The following is a 20,409-nucleotide window of genomic DNA, read 5'->3' as shown; positions in this document are numbered from 1 at the left end:
ATGCCCGCCGCCACCTTTGATGTGCCGTTTCTGCTCGGCATGATGCGCCTGCACGAAACACCCGCTATGCACGAACCGGACCGATTAGCAGACTGGATCGAAGCGCGCCTGGAACAGGGCCTTAACTGGTTTGACCATGCGGACATTTACGGCAGCGGCCAAGGGGAGACGCTTTTTGGCGCCGCGCTACGGGCTCGCCCTGATCTGGCTCAGCGGGTCAAGGTTGTCACCAAAGCGAGCATCGCTAACGACAACCCCGCCCCCGGTTCGGGTAAGGTAAAGCACTACAATGCCAGCCCTGCGTATCTTAATAGCGCTTGATGCCTCACTTGTACGCTTGAATGTCGAACGCCTCGATCATTTCCTGATCCATCGCCCCGATCTGCTGATGAACGCAGAAGCGACCGGCCGCGCCCTGGATGACGCCATTGAAGCAGGCAAAATTGGCGCGGCGGGGGTTTCCAATCACCTTCCCAGCCAGTGGCGTCGCTTGCAGGGCACCATGCATCACCGCTTATCAGCCAACCAGATCGAGCTCTCGATTGCCCACACGACGCCGCTATTTGACGGCGACTTTGATGACCTATGTGCCGATGGCCACGCGCCCATGGCGTGGTCGCCCCTGGCAGGTGGGCAGCTAATGCAAGGCGCCGTTGGCGAATGTTTGGCGAAGTGGGCGACAGAGCTTGATAGCTCTCCCAGCGCTTTAGCGCTGGCATGGCTGCGTAGTCTTCCCAACTCGCCAGTGCCGGTGATTGGCAGCGTTAAACCTGAGCGAATCAACGATATGCTCAAAGGCCCAGCCACGCTACCCCGGGAAGCCTGGTATGAATTGTTGGAAGCCGCCCGCGGCCACTGCGTGGCATAAGGCTATTTTGTATAAAACGACGCGGTACAAAACAACTATTAAGCTAATCACACTAAGGAGCCAATGATGACGCCAGTTATCGCGTTTGGGGAAGCGCTGGTTGATATGCTCTCCAGCCGCTTAGGGGCGGCGACAGATGCCCAGGAAACCTTTACACCCTATGCCGGTGGTGCTCCCGCTAACGTGGCGGTCGCCTGCGCCCGCCTGGGCGTTCCTAGCCAATTTTTAGGCATGGTGGGCGACGATACGTTTGGGCATTTTTTGGTACGTGAACTCAAAAGCCACGGTGTCGACACCAGCGGCGTGGTATTTACCCAAGAAGCCCGCACGGCGCTGGCGTTCGTTTCCCGGGATGACGTGGGCGAACGCACTTTTGATTTCTATCGCCCGCCCGCTGCGGATCTGCTTTATCGCCTTGAGCATTTACCCCACGGCGTCTTCGAGAACCCCGCCATTCTGCACTTGTGCAGTAACAGCCTAACCGACCCAGAGATCGCCGACGTTACTCTGGCGATGGCCACCATGGCCAAGCGCGCAGGCTGCCTTGTCAGTGTCGATGCCAACCTGCGCCACAACCTGTGGCCCGACGGCGAAGCGGATGCCAGCCTAGTTACGCAACTACTAGATGGCGCTGAGCTGCTCAAGCTCTCTCAGGAAGAGCTCGACTACTTGCGCGCCGATCATCCTGCAGAGTCGTGGCTTTCAGAACGGCTGGCGGCAGGGGTAAAAGTTATTTTGATTACCGACGGCCCAAACGACGTTGTACTCAAAGGCGTCGGTATCGACCAGCGCATTGCGCCACCCAAAGTGGAAGCGGTGGATACCACCGCCGGAGGTGACGCCTTTATTGGCGGGCTGTTGGCAGAGCTCTCGGCCCACGGCATCAATGAAAACTGGCAGAACGATGCTGATTTTCTCCACCGCGCGGTGGATACCGCCTGCCGCTGTGGTGCCCATGCGGTCACCCGGCCAGGCGCTTATGCAGCGCTGCCAACGCGAGCGGATATTGGCTAAGTAAGTAAAGCTATAACCCATTAAAAAATGGCGCGCCCCACACGGGCGCGCTTTTTTTATGCTTCTTAGGGGTCGGCTCGTCGCCAACCTAATTCGGACTTATGTTTAAAGCGGCTCGCTTGCTTAAATGTCAGACATTTACTAGACTAGCGATTGTTAGAACCATAAAAAGAGAAATATGATGACGCTAGACGCCCTTCCACCGCATCAGGGCGGAGCTGAAAATTTAGCTCGTTTACTTGCCCAAGCACTTTTGGCAGGCCACTGGCAGCCAGGCGATGTTTTCCCCCGTGAGCTGGATATCGGCAAACACTTTGCCGTTAGCCGTAACCAAGTGCGTAACGCACTCACCAGCCTCACCGCTGCGGGGCTATTAGAGCGCACCGCGGGCCGAGGCACGCTGGTGCGCGAGATGGGTGATTGGCATCTACTCGACCCACTGATGAGCGAATGGATGACCGGGCTGGTCAATCTTGACCCGCAGTTGGTGCGGGCCATCTACGCCTTTCGTTTTTCTGCTGAACCGGTGGTCGCAGGGCTCGCTGCCCAGGCAGCTCAGGCTGAAGACATAGAGCGTCTGGAGAGCGCCTATGCAGGCATGGAAAGCAGCGCAGGCAGTGTTGATTCACGTGCCCAGCACGCCGAGTACGACGTCGCCTTTCACGACGCCACCTACCGGGCCAGCCACAATTTAGTCTGGCGGCAAATGGGCCACTTATTGCGCCCTTCGATCATGGCGTTGATACATCGCTCGCAGCACCACACGGACACCCTGGACGACAGTCTCGCGCGCCACCGCCAGGTGCTCGACGCCATCCGCAGCCGCGATGCCAGCGCCGCAGAAACCGCCGCGAGAGAAGTGCTGCGCCGCACGGCCATCGACCTTGGCATCGTCAGTTAACAGCGACTCAATGAATATTTCCTATTCAGAAGGATGACCGAACGTGAAAATTACCAAACTCAAAACCTGGCAAGTTCCCCCGCGCTGGCTGTTCCTGAAAATAGAGACTGACGAAGGCTGCTACGGCTGGGGAGAGCCGGTGATTGAAGGCCGCGCCGCTACCGTTGAAGCCGCCGTGCACGAGCTCTCTGACTACTTGATCGGCCAAGACCCGCACCGAATTGAGCATCTTTGGAACATCATGTATCGCGCCGGTTTCTATCGCGGCGGGCCTATTTTAATGAGTGCGATTGCCGGTATTGACCAGGCGCTGTGGGATCTTAAAGGCCGCGACCTGGGTGTGCCCGTTCACCAGCTGCTAGGCGGTGCCGTGCGCGACAAAATGCGCATGTACGCCTGGACCGGCGGTGACCGTCCCAGCGACGTGGGCGTTGGCGCTAAAGCGCTGGTCGAAAAAGGTTTCACGGCCTTTAAAATGAACGGCACCCCCGAAATGCAAATCGTCGATTCACATCGCAAGGTCGATGAAGCTGTCGCCCGGGTGGCAGAAGCCCGCGATGCGGTGGGCCCGGATGTAGGTATTGGTATCGACTTCCATGGCCGCGTACACCGCCCCATGGCCAAAGCACTGCTGCGCGAGCTAGAGCCCTTCCACCCGATGTTTGTGGAAGAACCGGTTGCACCGGAGCATCTGCCCTGCTTGAAAGATATCGCAGGCGGCCTGGGCTACCCACTGGCGACCGGCGAGCGTTTGCATACCCGCTTTCAGTTCCGAGACCTGCTGGCCGATGGCATGATCGATATTATTCAGCCGGATATTTCTCACTGCGGTGGCATTAGCGAAGGCCTCAAAATCGCCGCCCTGGCCTCAGCCTACGACGTCGCCCTGGCGCCCCACTGCCCACTCGGCCCACTGACTTTGGCGGCGTCGCTACAGCTGGATGCGGTGAGCCACAACGCCTTCATTCAAGAGCAGAGCATGGGCATTCACTACAACCAGGGCAACGACGTCCTTGATTACCTGGTCGATAAATCAGCCCTCGCCATTGAAGACGGCTTCTGTGCCATTCCCCAAGGCCCAGGCCTTGGTGTCGAGATCAACGAGGAGTTCGTTGAGGAGCGCGCCAAAGTGGGCCACCGCTGGCGCAACCCGGTCTGGACTCATGAAGATGGCTCTATTGCGGAGTGGTAAGCCATGGGATCAACCGAGATGAGTGAAACACCCGACATTGCAGACCAACTGACCTGGATTGCCGTTGACTGGGGCTCCAGCAATCTGCGTGCCTGGGGGCTGGATCAACACGACCAGGTGCTTGCCCAAGCCAGTAGCGACAAGGGCATGCTGTTTCTAAAGGCCGACGAGTACGAAACCGAGCTGCTGCGACTGGTGGGCGACTGGCTACCCGCCAGCGGCAAGACTAAGGTGATGGTGTGCGGCATGGCAGGCGCCCGCCAGGGCTGGCTGGAAGCCGCCTATTTGCCGGTACCCACGCGGCTTGACCAGCTTAGCCAAGGCGCTGTGACACCAACGCTGACGGGTGACCGGCTAGATGTTTACCTGCTGCCTGGTTTAAGCCAAACCCGCGGTACTGCAACTCACTTTGATGTGATGCGCGGTGAAGAGACCCAACTGGCAGGACTCGTCGCTGACTCGCCAGATTTTACTGGCCTCGCCTGCCTGCCGGGCACTCACGCCAAATGGGCAACCCTGGAAGCGGGCGCGGTTAGCGGGTTTTCGACCTACCTGACTGGCGAGCTTTACCAACTGCTCGCCAGTCAGTCGGTGCTGAAGCACTCCGTTTCTACGCCCTCAGCAGCGAGGGATGGTCTTAGCGATGCAGCTTGCCGTGAAGCCTTTACTTCGGCAGTCCGCGAGATTAATGCAGCACCGGAAAGCTTTAGTAGCCGCCTATTTGGCCTGCGCGCCCAGGATTTACTCGATGGCCGGCTACCTGCGGGCGATACGCGTGGGGCCGTGCTGGCGGCCAGGCTCTCTGGGCTCGCCATTGGCCTTGAGCTTGCTGGTGCCTGCCGTGAGTGCCCCAACGATAAGCCCATCATGCTGATTGGCAACCGGGCGCTTAGCCAGCGCTATACGCTGGCGCTCAATGCAATCGGCTATCAGACACAACATGTGGATGGCGACACCGCCGTCTTAGCGGGCCTGCGCCTCGCCCATCACGCGTTAAAATAAATTAAGCTTGGAGAAATTGGCTATGTCTCTGCCACTGATTGGTATTTTACGCGGTGTAACGCCTGATGAGGCCGTGGATGTCGCGGAAGCGGTGCTGGCCGCAGGTATCACCCAGATTGAGGTACCTCTTAACTCACCCAACCCACTGGAGAGCATCCGCCGCTTGGTCGAGGCATTTGGCGAGCGCGCGGTCATTGGAGCAGGTACGGTGCTCACTCCGGCCCAGGTGCGTGAAGTTCACGCTGCTGGAGGGCGCTTAATCGTTTCTCCCAACTGCCGGCCTGCGGTGATTGAAGAGACGCATAGACTCGGCATGGCGAGCTGGCCTGGTATTGTGACACCTTCAGAGGCCTTTGATGCGCTTGATGCGGGGGCCACCGGGCTTAAACTCTTCCCCGCGGTGCAGGTAGGTCTAGAGGGCATGAAAGCCGTGCGTGCTGTGCTTCCCGAAGGAACGCTGCTGTACGCTGTGGGAGGCGTTGGGGTCGATAACTTCGCCGAGTGGCGCGCAGCGGGTGTCGATGGCGCAGGCCTTGGCAGTGCATTATATAAACCTGGCCAAAGTGCTTCTCAGGTGGGGAAACAGGCTCACGCCCTTGTCGATGCCTGGTTAGCAGGAGAACAATAAGGAGAACAAGCATGACAAAAGACATAAGTGTTTCAACGTGGCAGGCCGAGTTAGTGGTCGATTGTCGCTGTATGCTGGGTGAAGGCCCCCAGTGGGACGCCAAAAACCAGCGCCTTTACTGGTGCAATATTCTCGAACAGCAGCTGCACTGGTTATCCCCAGCCAGCAGCGAAAGCGGCCACTATCCGCTTGATCACATGGTATCCCTCGCCGCACCGCTGGAAGGGGGCGGCCTGCTACTCGTCGGTGAAGATCGCCTCAGCCGCTTCGATCCTGTTAATGCTGCTGTTGAAAGGTTCTGCGATTTCGAAGCCGACAACCCGATTACCCGTAGCAATGACGCCCGTATTGATCGCCATGGCAGCTTGTGGCTCTCCACCATGGGTAAAAAAGCCGAAAAAGGCGCTGGCAGCCTTTACCGCCTGCATCGCGGCAAGCTCACTCTTTTGCGCTCAGGCCTGACTATTCCCAATGCCATCTGTTTTTCTGAAGATGGCGAGTTTGCCTGGTTCACCGATACCGCTACCGGCGTGGTAATGCGCTGGACGCTCGATAGCGAAGGCTGGCCCAAAGGTGAGCCGCAGCCCTGGGCAGATTTCTCCACGACATTAGGTAACCCCGATGGCGCCGTCGTCGATAGCGAAGGCTGCCTCTGGTTAGCACTCTGGGGCGCCGGTCAGGTTGTGCGTTTGGATAACAATGGCCAGATCATTGGCCGCGTCAAGCTACCGGTCAGCCAACCCTCGTGCCCCGCATTTGCAGGCCCTGATCTGAAAACGCTGTATATCACCACGGCACAAGAGGGATTCAGTGCTGAACAGCTTGCTCAAGAGCCCACTGCAGGCTCGCTTTATGTGGTCGAAACCGGCATCGCAGGATTAGCTGAGCCACCGCTTCGTTTCGCATAACGCTTTCACACCCCCTCTCCCAAGAACCTCCCAGCAAAAGGCCCCGCTAGCAGATACTAGCGGGGCCTTTCTGTTACAGCCTCACCCATTAGCGAAAATGGTGAGTCATCAGCCAGCGAAGCTTATATACATCACAATCACTAACACCACCAACACGATACCGGCAGGCACCGCGCCTTTCCAGGGGGTGAGATCCACATCGCCACTATCCTGCTGAACCCAGTCGGTTTCCCTTGGGCGCAGTTTGCCAATGATCAGCATCATAACGACCAGCAACACAAACACTAGCGCCACGAAGTGGAACTCGTGCATGATCTGCGGCAGCAGCGTAAAGGGTGGCACAAAGTAACCGGCGGCAATCAACAAGCAGCCGCCCACCAGGGCAATTTTAGCCGCCATCGGCGGAACACGTTTGGTTAGCAGCCCGACCAGCACCACGGCAAGAATCGGAATAAAGTAAATCGCGTTCATCTTCTGCAGGTAACCAAACAGGCTCTCCTGACCAGCCAGCAGTGGCGCAATAATCATGGTGAGAATGGCCATGATCCAGCCAAACACTTTACCTGACTTAACCACCTGCTCTTCGGTTGCCTCTTTGTTCAGCACCCCTTTATAGATACCCAGGCTGAAAATCGTTGTGGTGCTGTTAAGCGCTGAGTTAAACGACGACAGAATTGCACCGACCATAACGGCAGCGAAAAATCCGGTTAAATAGGGCGGCAGTACGTTAAACACCAAGTGGCCGTAAGCTTCATCGGCGCGCACGCCCTGATCAGCATAGAGGTGATAGGCAATAATCCCCGGTAGCACGAGATAGAGTGGGCCCAGCAGTTTGAAGAGACCGGTCAACAGAACGCCCTTTTGGCCTTCGGCGAGGTTCTTAGCCGCAAAGGTGCGCTGAATAATCTGCTGGTTGGTGCTCCAGTAGAACAGGTTGATTAAGAAAACGCCGGTAAACAGGGTAAAGAACGGCACCTGCTGATCAGAACCGCCAATCGAATTAAGTTTATCCGGGTCGCTCTCTTTGAGGATGCTCCAGCCCTCCATGATACCCGTGCCGCCGCTCACTGCCTGCAGGCCGAAATAGACGATCACAAAGCCACCGATCAGCAGCCCGACGCCGTTAAGCGTATCCGAGACCGCTACCGTGCGCAGCCCGCCAAACAGGGCATACACCGCACCGATAATGCCGACGATCCACACCGTTAGCCACAGTAGCTTGGTAGACGACTCAATGCCGGTTAATCCCTGTAGATCGAGCATTCCCTGCAGGCCGATGGCTCCTGAATAGAGGATGATCGGCAGCAGAATCACCGCATAGGCGAGCAGAAAGATAATGTTCGTGATGAGCTGAGTCGTTTTATCGAAACGAATTTCAAGCAGTTGCGGCAGTGTGGCAATACCACTTTTCAAAAACCGCGGCAGGAAGAACAGCGCCAACGCTACTAGCGCAATAACCGCAACCACTTCCCAGGCCATTACGCTTAAGCCATCAGAAAAGGCCGCCCCATTGAGGCCCACCATTTGCTCGGTGGAGAGGTTGGTCATCAGCAGAGAGCCAGCAATCAACGGGAAGGTAAGCGTTCGCCCTGCAAGAAAGTAGCCGCTGGTGCTTGAGTGGTCATCTCGGCGGGTGATGCGCCAAGTGATAAAGGCGACCAGCCCTGTAAAAAATAGAAATGACGCCAGGGTCAACGCGTGCATATTGACTCACCTCTTAATCGCTGCAAGTTAATCGTTATCGGTGGCACGCATGTAATAGATGCGCGATGCATAAAATGTCAGACATATTGAACAGCCATTTTAGACGAGCTGAATATAAGCCTGTAATAAGCCTTTGGTCTTATGCAGCCGGCTAAGATACGCGAATGAGAAATTTTCGCTATAAAAAACCCTAGTTATGTTCTTAAACAAGGCGTTTAAAAACCGTAACTAGGGCTGGCACTTACTACTTAATGTTCAATTAACGGTGGTTTTTTCAGTGATGAAAACGCTCGGCGGCTTGGCGCGCCAGCTCGCGAATACCCTCCCAATCTTCCGCTTCTACCATCGCCTTGGGGGTTAACCAGGAACCGCCCACACACATCACGTTAGGCAGTGAGAGATAGGTGTCTGCGTTGTCTACCGTAATGCCACCTGTGGGACAGAAGCGGGCTTCAGGAATCGGCGCGCCAAACGCCTTGATCGCTTTGGCACCACCGCTGGATTCCGCAGGGAAGAACTTGAATCGACGGTAGCCGTACTGCCAGCCGGTCATTAGTTCAGAAACCGTCGAGACCCCCGGCAGCATGGGCACCGGGCTTTCAACGCCGTAACGATAGAGGGCTTCGGTTGCGCCGGGTGTTACCACAAAGTCAGCGCCAACCTGCTCGGCCTGACGGTACTGCGCCGGCGTCAGCACCGTGCCCACGCCAATGCTGGCACCGGGCAACGCTTCACGCATACGCTTCACTGCTTCTAGCGCGCAGTCGGTGCGCAGGGTCACTTCCAAAACGGTTAAGCCACCCTCTACCAGGGCGCGGCCTAGCGGTACCGCATCTTCCAAACGCTCGATAGTGATGACCGGAATCACCTCGGCTTTCAAGCAGATGCTATCCAGCTCTGCAGTGCGCGTAGAAGGTAACTGTTTGTCGATAGTCATTAGTGAGTCTCCAAGCAAATTGTTATTGGCTAAGGCAGTTAGTCAAGGCGCCCAGTAAATTGCCAACGGGCAGGTTAAAAAGGCACGAATAGGCAGCTGACGAACGTCGTCGCCGTTGAGTGCCTTGGCCAATACGGCGCGTTTGTCATCGCCGGTAATATGCAGAATATGCCGCCGCGCCTGATGCAGGCGGTCAGCGGAAAAGGTAATCCGGGGCTGCGGCTGGCTAGGGGTTCTTACGGCTACTAATAGCTCATCAGTCGCCAGCGCCAGCGTTAGCTCAGGGCTGTCGGGGAACAGTGACGCCGTGTGGCCGTCGCCGCCCATACCTAGAATCACCACGCTGGCAGGCCACGCCAGCGACTCCACCTGCTTGGTGACTTCATCGACACCCTCTTCAGGTGTCGCCGCACTGCAAGTTAACGGTATAAATGTAGCCGCCGATGCCTCGCCCTGTAGCAGGTGCTCACGTACTAACTTGGCATTGCTGTCACTGCTCTGCTCATCGACCCAGCGTTCGTCCGCAAGCGTTACCTCTACCCGCTCCCAGGGCAGCGACTTAGCCGCCAGCGCCTTAAAAAAAGGCACCGGCGTTGAGCCACCAGAGACCACCAGGAGCGCGCGTTCCTGGTGGTTTAAGTCTTCGTGTAGCGCCTGAAAAACGGCTTCGGCAAGCTGCTCAGCAAGCTGTTGACGTGCTTGGCTCATATTAATAATCCTCGTACCAGCTGCGGCCATCCTGGGTAATCATGGCAATGGAAGCGACCGGGCCCCAAGAGCCCGCCGGGTAGCGGCGCGGCGGCGTGTCACGCTGTTTCCAACCATCAATAAGTTGGTCGCACCAGCGCCAGGCGTGTTCGATTTCATCGCGACGCACGAACAGGTACTGCTGGCCTTTCATGACTTCCAGCAGCAGGCGTTCGTAGGCATCGGGTATCCGCGATTTGGGAAACGCACTGTTAAAGTCCAAATGCAGCGGACCGGGACGCAGGCGCATGCCTTTATCCAGGCCACTATCTTTGGTCAGCACTTGCAGGGCGATGCCCTCTTCCGGCTGCAGGCGAATAATCAGTTTATTCGAAGCGATGCCGCGCTGATCCGGGTCGAAGATATAGTGGGGCTGCTGACGGAAGTGAATGACGATCTGCGAGAGCTTCTCCGGCATGCGTTTACCGGTGCGCAGGTAGAACGGCACGCCTGCCCAGCGCCAGTTAGCCACTTCGGTTTTCATGGCCACGAAGGTTTCGGTCTGGCTCTGGGTGTTGGCACCCTCTTCTTCCAGGTAACCCGGCACCGACTGGCCATCGCTAGTACCGGCGATATATTGGCCACGTACTACATCACGCCCAAGTGCTTCACCCACAAACGGTTTAAGTGCTTTAAGCACCTTGACCTTCTCATCGCGGATGGCGTCGGCATCCAGGTTAGAGGGCGGATCCATGGCGATTAAGCACAGCAGCTGCAGCAGGTGGTTTTGCACCATGTCCCGCAGTTGGCCCGCTTGATCGAAATATCCCCAACGCCCTTCGATGCCTACTTTTTCAGCAACGGTAATTTCCACATGGGAGATGTTGCTCTGATTCCACTGGGTGCCAAACAGCGGGTTGGCAAAACGCAGGGCAATCAGGTTTTGTACGGTCTCTTTGCCCAAATAGTGGTCAATACGGTAAATCCGCGATTCAGGGAACACTTGACCGATGGCGTCGTTAATTTCAACCGAGGAGTGCAGGTCATAGCCGATGGGTTTCTCAACCACCACGCGGGCCTCATCGTCCAGGCTTTTACTGGCCTGCAGATGGCGGCAGATATCGCCATAAATAGACGCACCAACGGAAAGATAGACCACCATGGGACGCGGTGAGCCTTTGCGCCACTGACGAATAGCGTCATAACCCTCAACGCTTGAAAAATCGAGTTTTAAGTAATCCAAGCGGGCGAGAAAGCGCTCGATACTCTGCTTATCCTGCTCGCTGCTTTTCAGCCGTTTTTGCAGCGCCTCGTTAACCATTTTGCGAAATGACGCAACGTCGTGCTCATGACGGGCCAGCCCCATAATACGCGTGCTTTCGGGCATCAAGCCTTCGCGATCAAGATGGTATAAGGCAGGAAATAGCTTGCGCATGGCAAGATCACCCAGCGCCCCAAACAGCGCTAAATCAATAGCGTGATTCGGATCGCCCAGCGGTGCACCTTGGGAAGCAGTGGACTGGCTCATCGTCACTCCTGTTTATAATTAGGCATCTAATGTAGTTAGATTACCTAAAATTTACCGTAATACGGGTATTGTACGCAATAATTCGTGTAATTTTACTACAAAACAACCACGAATTCTGCTCTATCTACGCACTCAGCGCCTCGCATCAAACCTCTTCCTTCCACTTTTACTCTACGCCCTTGATATACGCCACTGCTACGCCCCCTAAGGATGAGGTGACCTTGCGCATAATTGGCCACTCTGCGGAAGTTGATAAATAAATGACCACAACACCAAAATGACCACAACAACAACGAGGTTATTACTCGATGGCAACGCTACGCTACTTTATCAGGCCGTTACTCACAGCCACTCTGGCTGCCAGCGCTACCCTACCAGCCTTCGCGTTCGAAGATGACCGCTTAACCATCTGGATGGGCGACAACAAGGGCCAGGAAGGCATTCAGCTGCTGGCCGATCAGTTTCTTGAAGAGACGGGCATCGAAGTTGAGGTGGTCTTCCCGGACAACCTGACCGACCGTTTTCAACAGGCGGCGGGTAGTGGCCAAGGGCCGGATATTGTGATTTGGGCCCATGACCGAATGGGGGAATGGGCTCAAAGCGGCTTATTAGCCCCCGTCTCTCCCAGCGCAAGTTTTCGAAACAGCTTTTTTGATTTCACCTGGGAAGCTGCCTTATGGAGTGGCGACACCTACGGCTACCCGATCTCGGTTGAGTCTCTCGGCCTTATTTACAACAAGGCATTGGTAGACACGCCGCCAGAGAGCTTTGCTGAGCTGATGGCGTTAGACGCCACGCTGGCCCCAGAAGGCAAAAAAGCCATTCTGTTTGATTACAGCGAACCTTATTACGGCTGGACGTTATTAGCCGCCAACGGTGGCTACCCGTTTAAGCAGACCGATAGCGGTTTTGATGTGAGTGACATCGGGGTTAACAATGCAGGTGCGCTGCAAGGGGCTGAGCAGCTGGTCGAGCTTATCGAGAGTGGCGTACTGCCCCGCGGCACCGACTACAACCTGATGGATACCCGCTTCAACCGCGGCGAAGTCGCCACCATGATCAGCGGCCCCTGGGCATGGCCCAACCTGGAACGCAGTGGCATTGATTACGGCGTTGCGCTACTGCCCAGGGTGGGCGATGAGCGCGCCAAACCGATGTTCGGCGTAATGACCGCGATGATTAACTCCGCCACGCCCAACGACTTTTTAGCGGTCGAGTTTTTGGAAAACTACCTGCTCAGCGAAGAGGGTATGCGTACGTTCAACAGCGATGGCTCGCTGGGCGCGGTAGCGCATATCGACTATCAGGCGGAACTGGCCGATAACCCCAACATCGCGGCCACCCTCGAGAACGCTGAAGTCGGTATGCCGATGCCGAACATTCCTGAAATGGGCGCCTTCTGGGCAGCCATGGAGCCCGCGCTGCAAAACATCGGCAGTGGGCGCCAGTCCCCCCAGGAAGCGCTGGATGCCGCCGCACGTCGTATGCGCCAGTAGCCCTTTTATGTCCTTTCTGGCTGGCGGCGCATGCCGTCGGCCAGCCTGCAGGAAGTCATTATGTATACCACCAATGCGTCTCGTGGCCTTCCGCGCCACCGCTCCCGCCACTTCACCGAACGCTACACCCGCTGGGCCATGCGTGGTGTCATTGCCTTAATGCTCATCGCTCTCTTCTGGTTGGTGTTGGCTTTTCACCTGAATGGTCAGTGGATGTTTGCGCTGCTTTTTTTAGTCTTGGGGGGCTCTCTGGGCGTGGTGTTTACCAAGCGTACGCTGATGAGCCATCGCTATATTTTTCCAGCGGTCGCCGGGCTTGGTGTGTTTGTAATTTTCCCGCTGCTCTACACCATTGGCATTAGTTTTAGTAACTACAGCTCTAGCAACCTTCTCTCTGAAGAGCGCGTGCGTAGCCAGCTGTTAAGCCAAACCTACCAGGAGGACGACGCGGCGTTTGATTTAACGCTCTACCGTGAAGGTGAACTAACACGTGTGTTGCTTGAGAGTGGCACACAGCGTTTTGTATCGTCCCCGCTCAATCTGGCCAATCAAGAAACACGCCGAGTTGGCCTGCAAGCAGCCAGCGCTGCCCCCACTCATGACGCTTTGCCCATGCGTGAACTTATTCAGGCAAGGAGTGCGTTACAGGGGCTGCGATTACTCACCCCCGACGGCACGGAACTGCGTATGGCGGGCATTCGTCAGTTCGCCCCCATGCTAGACCGCTTTGAAGCCCGTGACGATGGCTCGCTCTACGACCGCCGTGACGAACGGCTATTAACCCCCGACCACAGCATTGGCTTCTTTGTGGCCGATAACGGCGAGCGAATCACGCCCGGCTGGCCCGTTAACGTGGGCTTCACCAACTACACACAGATTTTTACCGACCCTGATATTCGCGGGCCGTTCATGCAGATTTTTGTATGGACGTTTGTTTTCGCTGCACTAACGGTGGTCTTTACCCTGGCGGTTGGCTTTGTACTGGCGTCACTCTTGCAGTGGAATCAGCTCAAAGGCAAAGCCATTTATCGAACGCTGCTGATACTGCCCTACGCCGTCCCTGCGTTTATCTCGATTTTGATTTTCAAGGGCATGTTTAATCAGCACTTCGGTGAAGTGAATATGATTTTGGATACGCTGTTTGGCGTTCGTCCAGAGTGGTTTACTGACCCATGGTTGGCACGCGCCATGCTGCTGATCGTCAACACCTGGTTAGGCTACCCCTATATGTTGCTACTGTGCATGGGGCTCATCCAGGCCATTCCCCAGGATCTCTATGAAGCCTCCGCAGTCGACGGCGGCGGCCCGCTGACCAACCTTTTCAAGATTACCCTGCCGCTGATTATCAAACCGCTAACGCCGTTATTGATTGCTGCATTTGCTTTTAACTTCAATAACTTTGTACTGATTGCGCTGCTCACGGGAGGCAATCCGGATATTCTTGGCGCGAGTACTCCGGCGGGCACCACCGACCTGTTAGTCAGTTATACCTACCGCATCGCTTTTCAGGATGCCGGGCAGAACTTCGGTCTGGCAGCTGCCATCGCCACGCTTATTTTCTTATTGGTGGCGGGCATGTCGCTGCTTAATTTGCGCCTTTCCAAGGTTAAGGTTTAGGAGGTTTACGATGGCGATGGTTCAACCCCGCTCCATTGGCATGCGTCGAATAGCAGCCCATCTTGCGCTGATCGGTTTTGTTTCATTGATCGTGTTTCCGCTGCTGTTGGTCATCTCAATTTCGTTTCGTGAGGGCAACTTTGCCTCTGGCAGCCTGATTCCCGAGCGCTTCTCGTTGGAGCACTGGTCACTGGCGCTGGGCATTCCCTGGGAGCGCCCGGACGGTAGCATCGTCCAGCCACCCTTTCCGGTACTGCTGTGGCTATGGAACTCCATCAAAGTAGCAGTCGTGTCATCGGTATTAATTCTTATGTTAGCAACCACCAGCGCCTACGCCTTTGCCCGCATGCGCTTTAAAGGCAAGGAGCCGCTGCTAAAAGGCATGCTGATTTTTCAGATGTTCCCAGCAGTGCTCTCGCTGGTGGCGCTCTACGCCCTATTCGACCGGCTAGGACAGTTTGTGGGCTGGTTGGGCATAAATACCCACGGCGCGCTAATTGTCGCCTCGCTTGGTGCGGTGGCACTGCATATATGGACGATCAAGGGCTACTTTGAGTCGATTGATGGCTCGTTGGAAGAAGCGGCGATGGTGGACGGCGCAAGCACCTGGCAGGCGTTTCGCTATATCTTGCTACCGTTATCGATACCCATCTTGATGGTAGTCTTCATCCTTGCGTTTGTGATGAGCATCATGGAGTACCCCATGGCCTCGGTGCTGCTGGTCGATGAGCACAAGCTAACTTTGGCAGTAGGCGCTCAGCAATACCTGGCCGACCACAATCAGCGCTGGGGAAATTTTGCCGCTGCTGCGGTGCTTTCAGGACTGCCCATTACCATAGCGTTCTTGATCTGCCAGCGCTGGATTATTGGCGGTTTAACTGCGGGCGGAGTGAAAGGCTGACCACTGGCTTGTGGCGATTGACTCGCTTGTACAGCCCACTTCGGCGCTAATCTTGATTAGCGCCATTTCTTTACCCGCTAAATCTCGACCGCACGGCCGATAAACTCGATAGGCCCGGTGGGCAGTCCGGTGGGTGAGCCAGTTTCATCTTCCAGGGTTAACTCGAAAAGCTGATTGTCCTCCAGGGGCGGCAACTGGTCTAAACGCAGGCGCAACGGCTGCCCAGGTTCGACCAGGCCTAGCGATACCGGCGCTTGCCAATCATCGGCTTTAGTCCAGAACTCCAGCGCTTTACCTTCTGGCACTTCAAAGGTGCCGAGGGGAATCAACTGGATTTCCTGGCGGTTAGCCGCCTGCACCACCCACCCGGCTGATTGGGTTTGCGGGGCTAACAGCACCACCATGTATTCAGGGGTTGCCGGCTCATCGGTAACGTTGGCCAGCATCACTCCCATCACCAGCGCCGCCGCTAAGCCAAACCCGGCAGCGCCACGCCAAAGCGGCAGACTGTGCAGCATACGCCGAGGCCTTTGCGGCACGGCAGTAGCAGGTCGAGCACGCTTAGCAAGCGTTTCCCGTGACGCTAGGCTGCGCTCAATACGCGGCCATAAATAGTCAGAAGGCGTTACCGGTTCGGTGATAGCGGTATAGGGCAAGAAACGCTCTTCCCAAGCCATCACGGCTTGTTGCAATTCAGGCTCGTTAGGTAGCCGGGCCTCTAGCGCCTTACGCTGCTCTAACGACAGCGTACCCAGCACGTATTCACCCGCTAAAGTATGGTCGTCTTCGTGTTCGTGCTGACTGGGGTGGCTCATGCCATACACTCCCGTAGGCGCAGCAGACTGCGTTTGATCCAGGCTTTTACGGTTCCCAGCGGCGCGCCGGTATGCGCAGCAATTTCCGCGTGGCTAAGGCCATCAACATAGGCGTGGAGTACGCAGTTACGCCGCTCCGGCTCAAGCTCTTCCAAACAGCTATCCATCCGCTGGCCGGTTTGCCAATCGAAGGTTTCATCGGCAACGGAGGCGTGCTGAAAATGTTCATCGAGATCTAATTCGGTGGGATCGTGACTATCAAAAGTGACTTCACGGTCGCGATAACGGATAGCGTTCAGTGCCAGGTGACGCGCCACGCTAAATATCCACGTTCGCGCGGACCCTTTGGCGGGATCAAAACTATCGGCACGCTGCCAAATATTAAGACAAGCATCGTGGACAATATCTTCGGCCATACCACGATCTTTGACGATTCTTATGACGACGCCTAATAGTCTGGCACCCTCATGAACATAGAGTTGGTGCAAGGCGTCATGCTCGCCGCGGGCACAGTTGGCTAATGCCGCAGCATGATCAAATTCTGAAGACACGTCAGTCAAACCTCAGCTCCCTGGTGACGGCACCGACGCCAGTCGTCGTTCTCAGAGACAGCATAGCCGCTGGGGACTCGACAAACGAGCCCCCAGCGGAATTAACATTCCAGTCGACTTATTCAGCAGCCCAGAAGATATAGTCCGCCTGGTAGGTCACTACCGCGGTGGCTCCGTCGTGATCCATATCGCAGGCCACGTTCGGGGCAACGCCACCCTGGGTGTTGAGGCGCTGAATGTAGCTAACACCGCTCATGGCGCCTTCGCCTTCAGCCGGGTTGGCTTCCACCAATTGAAGTGGAATGTTGCCATCACCATTAGCGGCCGTGGCTAGCTGAGTGCCGGTAATTTTTGAGCCATCCAACGCTTCCCAGGTGGCTGGCGGGCCGTAGTAGCTTCCTACCTGTGCGCCTTCGCTGTCGTTAAGCGCAGCGTGGGGGCCTTTGAATACCCAGCCCATGTTGCCGTCGTCCTGGGTTTCGCACATGTAGGTAATAGCGCCAACGCCCACGGTTTCGAGAGCGACGGTGTTGCCGTCCGGCACCTGGACTTCCGCGGGCGTCATGTCTGCCAGCGCGACGTGACTGAAGGATGCAATCAAGGTAGCGGCAAGTGCTGCACGCGTAAGAGGTTGGATGGTCATTTTCAGTCTCCTAAAAGGTTTTTTATCAGCCGCCTTAAATAGCGCCTGTATAGGGATTACCCGCGAGGAGACGTATTGGATGCACTTTTATTGAAAAATAATCAAAAGATCGATTATTGGCTTACCCCATCGACCACCACCTGCCGCGGGCAGGCATTCCCCTTAAGGTCAAAAAGATGGCAATGCTGGCCCGCTAAGCCCAAGTCGATCGTTTGATCTTCGGTTAGTTGCGTTAAGCCATCCAAACGCTGAGTTAAGGTAGCGTCGATGCCGTTCACCTGCAGATGCGCCAGGGTTTCGTAACCCAGCTTTTCCGCCACCATTAATCTCGCTGTCAGCCGAGCCTCTGCCTGTTCAAGCGATACAAAATCTTCCGCCCGCAATCCCAAAGTGGCGCCATCACCGGAATGGAGGTGCTTGCCATTGACCGCCACCGTCAGTGTCTCCCCATTAGGCAAACGCACCACCGTTTGGCGCTCACCCGGGTCAACTACCGTGACCGGGAAGGTATTGATGCGCGGCGAGCCGATAAACTCCGCTACCTCTAAGGTTTTGGGAAAGTGATAAAGCGAGAGCGGCGCGCCTACCTGGGCGATTCTTCCCCGGGAAAGCAGCACAATGCGGTCAGCCAGCGTCATCGCCTCCACTTGGTCGTGGGTAACGTAGATCATCGTGGCGTTTAAGCGTTTATGCAGCGCAGCGATCTGCACCCGCATATCCACCCGCAGCGCGGCATCCAGGTTAGAGAGCGGCTCGTCGAACAGAAACACGGCAGGCTCTTTGACCAGCGTGCGACCAATGGCTACCCGCTGGCGCTGGCCGCCGGAGAGGTCTTTGGGCTTACGCTCCAATAGCTCGGTGAGATGCAGCATCTCAGCGGCGTGTTGAACGCGGCGGCGAATTTCCGCTTTGTCGGTGCGGGCCAGCTTCAGGCCGAAGGCCATATTCTCGGCCACGCTCATATGCGGGTAGAGGGCGTAGGATTGGAACACCATGCCGATATCCCGCTCCTGGGGCGGAATCTCGTTGATCCGCTGGCCATCCAGCTGCATATCCCCTTCGCTGATATCTTCAAGCCCGGCAATCATGCGCAGCAGCGTGGACTTTCCGCAGCCGGAGGGGCCAACAAAGACGACAAACTCGCCGTCTTCGATGGTGAGATCGATATCCCGCGAGATTTCCACGCCATCAAAAGATTTACCGATACCACTTAACGTTAGGCGTCCCATGGTGCGTTCTCCTCAAGCTGGGAGCAGCGGGCAATGGCCACGCCATAAGGCGGAAGGGAGAGTTGCGGAAGCGGCAGTTGGCTGCCCTGCCACTCACCTGTTAGCCACGCGGGGGCATCGGCGATGGCTTCAGCGCCTTCAGGTAACGAACGGGTGACCGTTTGGCCGCTAAAATTCAATACAATCAGTAAACGTGTTTGCTGGTAGGTGCGCTCAAGACAGAGCACATCGTCACGAACAGGGTGATAGCGCACATCACCCTTCACCAACGCAGGCTGAGTACGGCGGAAGGCTAAAAAATCACGATAGGCATTGAGCAATGAATCAGTATCGTTATCTTGCTGGTCAACGGCGAGGCTAGCGTGAGTGTCAGGCACCGGTAGCCAGGGCGTGGCGCTGCTAAAGCCCGCGTGACGAGCGTCCGCCTGCCAGGGGTGCGGCGTTCGGCAGCCGTCTCGGCCTTTATAGGCAGGCCAGAAGGTAATACCCGCAGGGTCAACCAACTGTTCAAACGTCAGCTGAGCTTCGGGCAGCCCCAACTCTTCACCTTGATAAAGGCATACGCTACCGCGCTGGGTGAGTAGAAACACCATATAGAGGCGCAGCTTTTCCAGTTGCCCTTCCGCCTGCCAGCGAGTTGCCAGCCGCGTCACGTCGTGGTTGCCTAGCGCCCAGCAGGGCCAGCCATCGCCAATACGCGCTTCCATTTCGGTTAATGTTTTGTGCAAGTAACCGGGGTCGGATTTGTCGGTGAGCAGGTTGAACGAGTAGCACATGTGCAGCCGCTTACCGCCCTGGGAGTACTCTGCCATCACGCCCAAGGCGTCGTCGTCGCCCACCTCGCCCACGCTGGTGGTACCGGGATACTCATCCAACAGCCCGCGCAGCCGCTCCAGAAACACCAGGTTCTCCGGCTGGGTTTTATCGTATTGGTGAAGCTGGTAGCCATAGGGGTTGTCGGGGCGAACGCCTAAAAAGCTTTCGGTCATCTCCTGGCGCGGCGGGTTATCTTTTAGCTCGCCGTGGGTGCAGAAGTTCACCGCATCCAGCCGGAAGCCATCTACGCCCCGTTCTAACCAAAAGCGCACTTCCTCCAGCATGGCATCGACCACCACAGGCGTACGGAAATTTAAATCCGGCTGGCTAGCCAGGAAGTTATGTAGATAGTACTGGCAGCGGCGGGTGTCCCACTGCCAAGCGCTGCCACCAAATACAGATTGCCAGTTAGTGGGCGGCGCGCCATCGGGCTTAGGGTCGGCCCAAACGTACCAGTCGGCTTTGGGGTTATCGCGACTTTGGCGACTCTCTTCGAACCAGGCATGCTGGTCGGCGGTGTGCGACATGACTTGATCGATGGTAACTTTTAGCCCTCTGGCATGGGCACCCTCGACCAAACGGTCGAAATCCTCAAGGGTGCCAAACATCGGATCAACATCGCGATAGTTGCTGATGTCGTAGCCGAAGTCTTTCATCGGCGAGGTGAAGAACGGCGACAGCCAAATCGCATCGACGTTAAGCGAGGCGATGTAATCGAGCTTATCGATCACGCCTTTTAAGTCGCCAATGCCGTCGCCGTTGCTGTCCATAAAGCTGCGCGGGTAGATTTGATAAATCACGGCGCCGCGCCACCAGTCAGCCCCTTGGCTGCCAACGTAGTGGGAAGTAGAGGGTGTCTGCATCATTGTTTTGTCCTTGCCATAGTTCTTGTCACAGTTCTTGACATAGTTTTTGCTGATTACTTGGCATGATGCAGGGTTACTCACAAGATAAAATCCTCCCCCCAGGGTG

The 20,409-nt window shown here is 56.4% G+C and carries 18 protein-coding genes and 1 pseudogene; 10 read left to right on the top strand and 9 right to left on the bottom strand.

Going from position 1 to position 20,409, the window contains the following annotated elements; genetic code table 11:
• The 7 genes and pseudogenes from ACQKE4_RS09420 to ACQKE4_RS09390 all read left to right on the top strand — a co-directional run bounded on the left by ACQKE4_RS09420 (nt 1) and on the right by ACQKE4_RS09390 (nt 6,513).
• Nucleotides 1-868 (top strand): annotated as a pseudogene (locus ACQKE4_RS09420) (aldo/keto reductase).
• A gap of 66 nt (nt 869-934) precedes the next feature.
• Nucleotides 935-1,882 carry a carbohydrate kinase family protein gene (locus ACQKE4_RS09415; protein WP_427388045.1) on the top strand — a complete coding sequence of 316 codons (948 nt, stop codon included), beginning with the start codon at nt 935-937 and terminating at the stop codon, nt 1,880-1,882.
• A gap of 178 nt (nt 1,883-2,060) precedes the next feature.
• The gene (locus tag ACQKE4_RS09410) at nt 2,061-2,783 is read left to right on the top strand and encodes a FadR/GntR family transcriptional regulator (protein WP_427388043.1); all 723 of its coding nucleotides are present in this window, start codon (nt 2,061-2,063) and stop codon (nt 2,781-2,783) included.
• Nucleotides 2,784-2,826: 43 nt separating this feature from the next.
• Nucleotides 2,827-3,975, top strand: coding sequence for a galactonate dehydratase (gene dgoD / locus ACQKE4_RS09405; RefSeq protein ID WP_427388042.1), 1,149 nt, complete (start codon nt 2,827-2,829; stop codon nt 3,973-3,975).
• A gap of 3 nt (nt 3,976-3,978) precedes the next feature.
• Nucleotides 3,979-4,977, top strand: a complete 999-nt coding sequence (locus tag ACQKE4_RS09400; protein WP_427388041.1) for a 2-dehydro-3-deoxygalactonokinase — start codon at nt 3,979-3,981, stop codon at nt 4,975-4,977.
• A 22-nt stretch (nt 4,978-4,999) separates the two neighbouring features.
• Nucleotides 5,000-5,605: a 2-dehydro-3-deoxy-6-phosphogalactonate aldolase gene (locus tag ACQKE4_RS09395; RefSeq protein WP_427388039.1), complete on the top strand. Its 606-nt coding sequence runs from the start codon at nt 5,000-5,002 to the stop codon at nt 5,603-5,605.
• An 11-nt stretch (nt 5,606-5,616) separates the two neighbouring features.
• Entirely contained in the window at nt 5,617-6,513 is an 897-nt protein-coding gene (locus ACQKE4_RS09390; RefSeq protein ID WP_427388038.1) for an SMP-30/gluconolactonase/LRE family protein, read from the top strand.
• Between the two features lie 108 nt (nt 6,514-6,621).
• On the opposite strand, the gene ACQKE4_RS09385 is transcribed toward ACQKE4_RS09390, so the two are convergent.
• The 4 genes from ACQKE4_RS09385 to zwf form a co-directional block, all read right to left on the bottom strand.
• The gene (locus ACQKE4_RS09385; RefSeq protein WP_427388037.1) at nt 6,622-8,217 is read right to left on the bottom strand and encodes a solute:sodium symporter family transporter; all 1,596 of its coding nucleotides are present in this window, start codon (nt 8,215-8,217) and stop codon (nt 6,622-6,624) included.
• A gap of 274 nt (nt 8,218-8,491) precedes the next feature.
• Complete coding sequence (locus tag ACQKE4_RS09380) at nt 8,492-9,154, bottom strand: bifunctional 4-hydroxy-2-oxoglutarate aldolase/2-dehydro-3-deoxy-phosphogluconate aldolase (protein WP_427388036.1); 663 nt, start codon at nt 9,152-9,154, stop codon at nt 8,492-8,494.
• 42 nt (nt 9,155-9,196) lie between these two features.
• Nucleotides 9,197-9,862: a 6-phosphogluconolactonase gene (gene pgl / locus ACQKE4_RS09375; RefSeq protein ID WP_427388035.1), complete on the bottom strand. Its 666-nt coding sequence runs from the start codon at nt 9,860-9,862 to the stop codon at nt 9,197-9,199.
• 1 nt (nt 9,863) lies between these two features.
• Nucleotides 9,864-11,369: a glucose-6-phosphate dehydrogenase gene (zwf, locus tag ACQKE4_RS09370; RefSeq protein WP_427388034.1), complete on the bottom strand. Its 1,506-nt coding sequence runs from the start codon at nt 11,367-11,369 to the stop codon at nt 9,864-9,866.
• Nucleotides 11,370-11,677: 308 nt separating this feature from the next.
• On the opposite strand from zwf, the gene malE reads away from it, so the two are divergent.
• The 3 genes from malE to malG are packed head-to-tail and all read left to right on the top strand — an operon-like array spanning nt 11,678 to nt 15,383.
• Nucleotides 11,678-12,865 carry a maltose/maltodextrin ABC transporter substrate-binding protein MalE gene (gene malE, locus ACQKE4_RS09365; RefSeq protein ID WP_427388033.1) on the top strand — a complete coding sequence of 396 codons (1,188 nt, stop codon included), beginning with the start codon at nt 11,678-11,680 and terminating at the stop codon, nt 12,863-12,865.
• A 60-nt stretch (nt 12,866-12,925) separates the two neighbouring features.
• On the top strand, nt 12,926-14,482 hold the full coding sequence (malF, locus tag ACQKE4_RS09360; RefSeq protein ID WP_427388032.1) for a maltose ABC transporter permease MalF: 1,557 nt from the start codon (nt 12,926-12,928) through the stop codon (nt 14,480-14,482).
• A gap of 10 nt (nt 14,483-14,492) precedes the next feature.
• Nucleotides 14,493-15,383, top strand: coding sequence for a maltose ABC transporter permease MalG (gene malG / locus ACQKE4_RS09355; protein WP_427388031.1), 891 nt, complete (start codon nt 14,493-14,495; stop codon nt 15,381-15,383).
• 77 nt (nt 15,384-15,460) lie between these two features.
• Here malG and ACQKE4_RS09350 read toward each other — a convergent pair whose 3' ends face one another.
• The 5 genes from ACQKE4_RS09350 to ACQKE4_RS09330 form a co-directional block, all read right to left on the bottom strand.
• Complete coding sequence (locus ACQKE4_RS09350; RefSeq protein WP_427388030.1) at nt 15,461-16,198, bottom strand: anti-sigma factor; 738 nt, start codon at nt 16,196-16,198, stop codon at nt 15,461-15,463.
• A complete protein-coding gene (locus ACQKE4_RS09345) occupies nt 16,195-16,749 on the bottom strand; it encodes a sigma-70 family RNA polymerase sigma factor (protein WP_427388069.1) in 555 nt (184 codons plus the stop codon). The genes ACQKE4_RS09350 and ACQKE4_RS09345 overlap by 4 nt, the downstream gene beginning before the upstream one ends.
• A 118-nt stretch (nt 16,750-16,867) precedes the next feature.
• Complete coding sequence (locus ACQKE4_RS09340) at nt 16,868-17,392, bottom strand: DUF3455 domain-containing protein (RefSeq protein ID WP_427388029.1); 525 nt, start codon at nt 17,390-17,392, stop codon at nt 16,868-16,870.
• A 113-nt stretch (nt 17,393-17,505) separates the two neighbouring features.
• A complete protein-coding gene (gene ugpC / locus ACQKE4_RS09335) occupies nt 17,506-18,621 on the bottom strand; it encodes a sn-glycerol-3-phosphate ABC transporter ATP-binding protein UgpC (protein ID WP_427388028.1) in 1,116 nt (371 codons plus the stop codon).
• On the bottom strand, nt 18,609-20,303 hold the full coding sequence (locus ACQKE4_RS09330; RefSeq protein ID WP_427388027.1) for an alpha-glucosidase: 1,695 nt from the start codon (nt 20,301-20,303) through the stop codon (nt 18,609-18,611). Before ACQKE4_RS09330 ends, ugpC begins: the two co-directional genes overlap by 13 nt.
• Between the last annotated feature and the right edge of the window lie 106 nt (nt 20,304-20,409).

This window comes from Halomonas sp. NPDC076908 (genome assembly GCF_050269715.1).
Taxonomy (GTDB): Bacteria; Pseudomonadota; Gammaproteobacteria; order Pseudomonadales; family Halomonadaceae; genus Vreelandella.
The sequence above is the reverse complement of the archived record's forward strand: the minus strand, read 5'-3'. Positions and strand labels throughout refer to the sequence as shown.

What these genes read in the sequence shown, in the direction of transcription:
- ACQKE4_RS09415 (WP_427388045.1), top strand. Translation starts at nt 935, where the DNA reads ATGACGCCAGTTATCGCGTTTGGGGAAGCGCTGGTTGATATGCTCTCC.
- ACQKE4_RS09410 (WP_427388043.1), top strand. Translation starts at nt 2,061, where the DNA reads ATGATGACGCTAGACGCCCTTCCACCGCATCAGGGCGGAGCTGAAAAT.
- ACQKE4_RS09400 (WP_427388041.1), top strand. Translation starts at nt 3,979, where the DNA reads ATGGGATCAACCGAGATGAGTGAAACACCCGACATTGCAGACCAACTG.
- ACQKE4_RS09395 (WP_427388039.1), top strand. Translation starts at nt 5,000, where the DNA reads ATGTCTCTGCCACTGATTGGTATTTTACGCGGTGTAACGCCTGATGAG.
- ACQKE4_RS09390 (WP_427388038.1), top strand. Translation starts at nt 5,617, where the DNA reads ATGACAAAAGACATAAGTGTTTCAACGTGGCAGGCCGAGTTAGTGGTC.
- ACQKE4_RS09385 (WP_427388037.1), bottom strand. Translation starts at nt 8,217, where the DNA reads ATGCACGCGTTGACCCTGGCGTCATTTCTATTTTTTACAGGGCTGGTC.
- ACQKE4_RS09380 (WP_427388036.1), bottom strand. Translation starts at nt 9,154, where the DNA reads ATGACTATCGACAAACAGTTACCTTCTACGCGCACTGCAGAGCTGGAT.
- pgl (WP_427388035.1), bottom strand. Translation starts at nt 9,862, where the DNA reads ATGAGCCAAGCACGTCAACAGCTTGCTGAGCAGCTTGCCGAAGCCGTT.
- zwf (WP_427388034.1), bottom strand. Translation starts at nt 11,369, where the DNA reads ATGAGCCAGTCCACTGCTTCCCAAGGTGCACCGCTGGGCGATCCGAAT.
- malE (WP_427388033.1), top strand. Translation starts at nt 11,678, where the DNA reads ATGGCAACGCTACGCTACTTTATCAGGCCGTTACTCACAGCCACTCTG.
- malF (WP_427388032.1), top strand. Translation starts at nt 12,926, where the DNA reads ATGTATACCACCAATGCGTCTCGTGGCCTTCCGCGCCACCGCTCCCGC.
- malG (WP_427388031.1), top strand. Translation starts at nt 14,493, where the DNA reads ATGGCGATGGTTCAACCCCGCTCCATTGGCATGCGTCGAATAGCAGCC.
- ACQKE4_RS09350 (WP_427388030.1), bottom strand. Translation starts at nt 16,198, where the DNA reads ATGAGCCACCCCAGTCAGCACGAACACGAAGACGACCATACTTTAGCG.
- ACQKE4_RS09340 (WP_427388029.1), bottom strand. Translation starts at nt 17,392, where the DNA reads ATGACCATCCAACCTCTTACGCGTGCAGCACTTGCCGCTACCTTGATT.
- ugpC (WP_427388028.1), bottom strand. Translation starts at nt 18,621, where the DNA reads ATGGGACGCCTAACGTTAAGTGGTATCGGTAAATCTTTTGATGGCGTG.
- ACQKE4_RS09330 (WP_427388027.1), bottom strand. Translation starts at nt 20,303, where the DNA reads ATGATGCAGACACCCTCTACTTCCCACTACGTTGGCAGCCAAGGGGCT.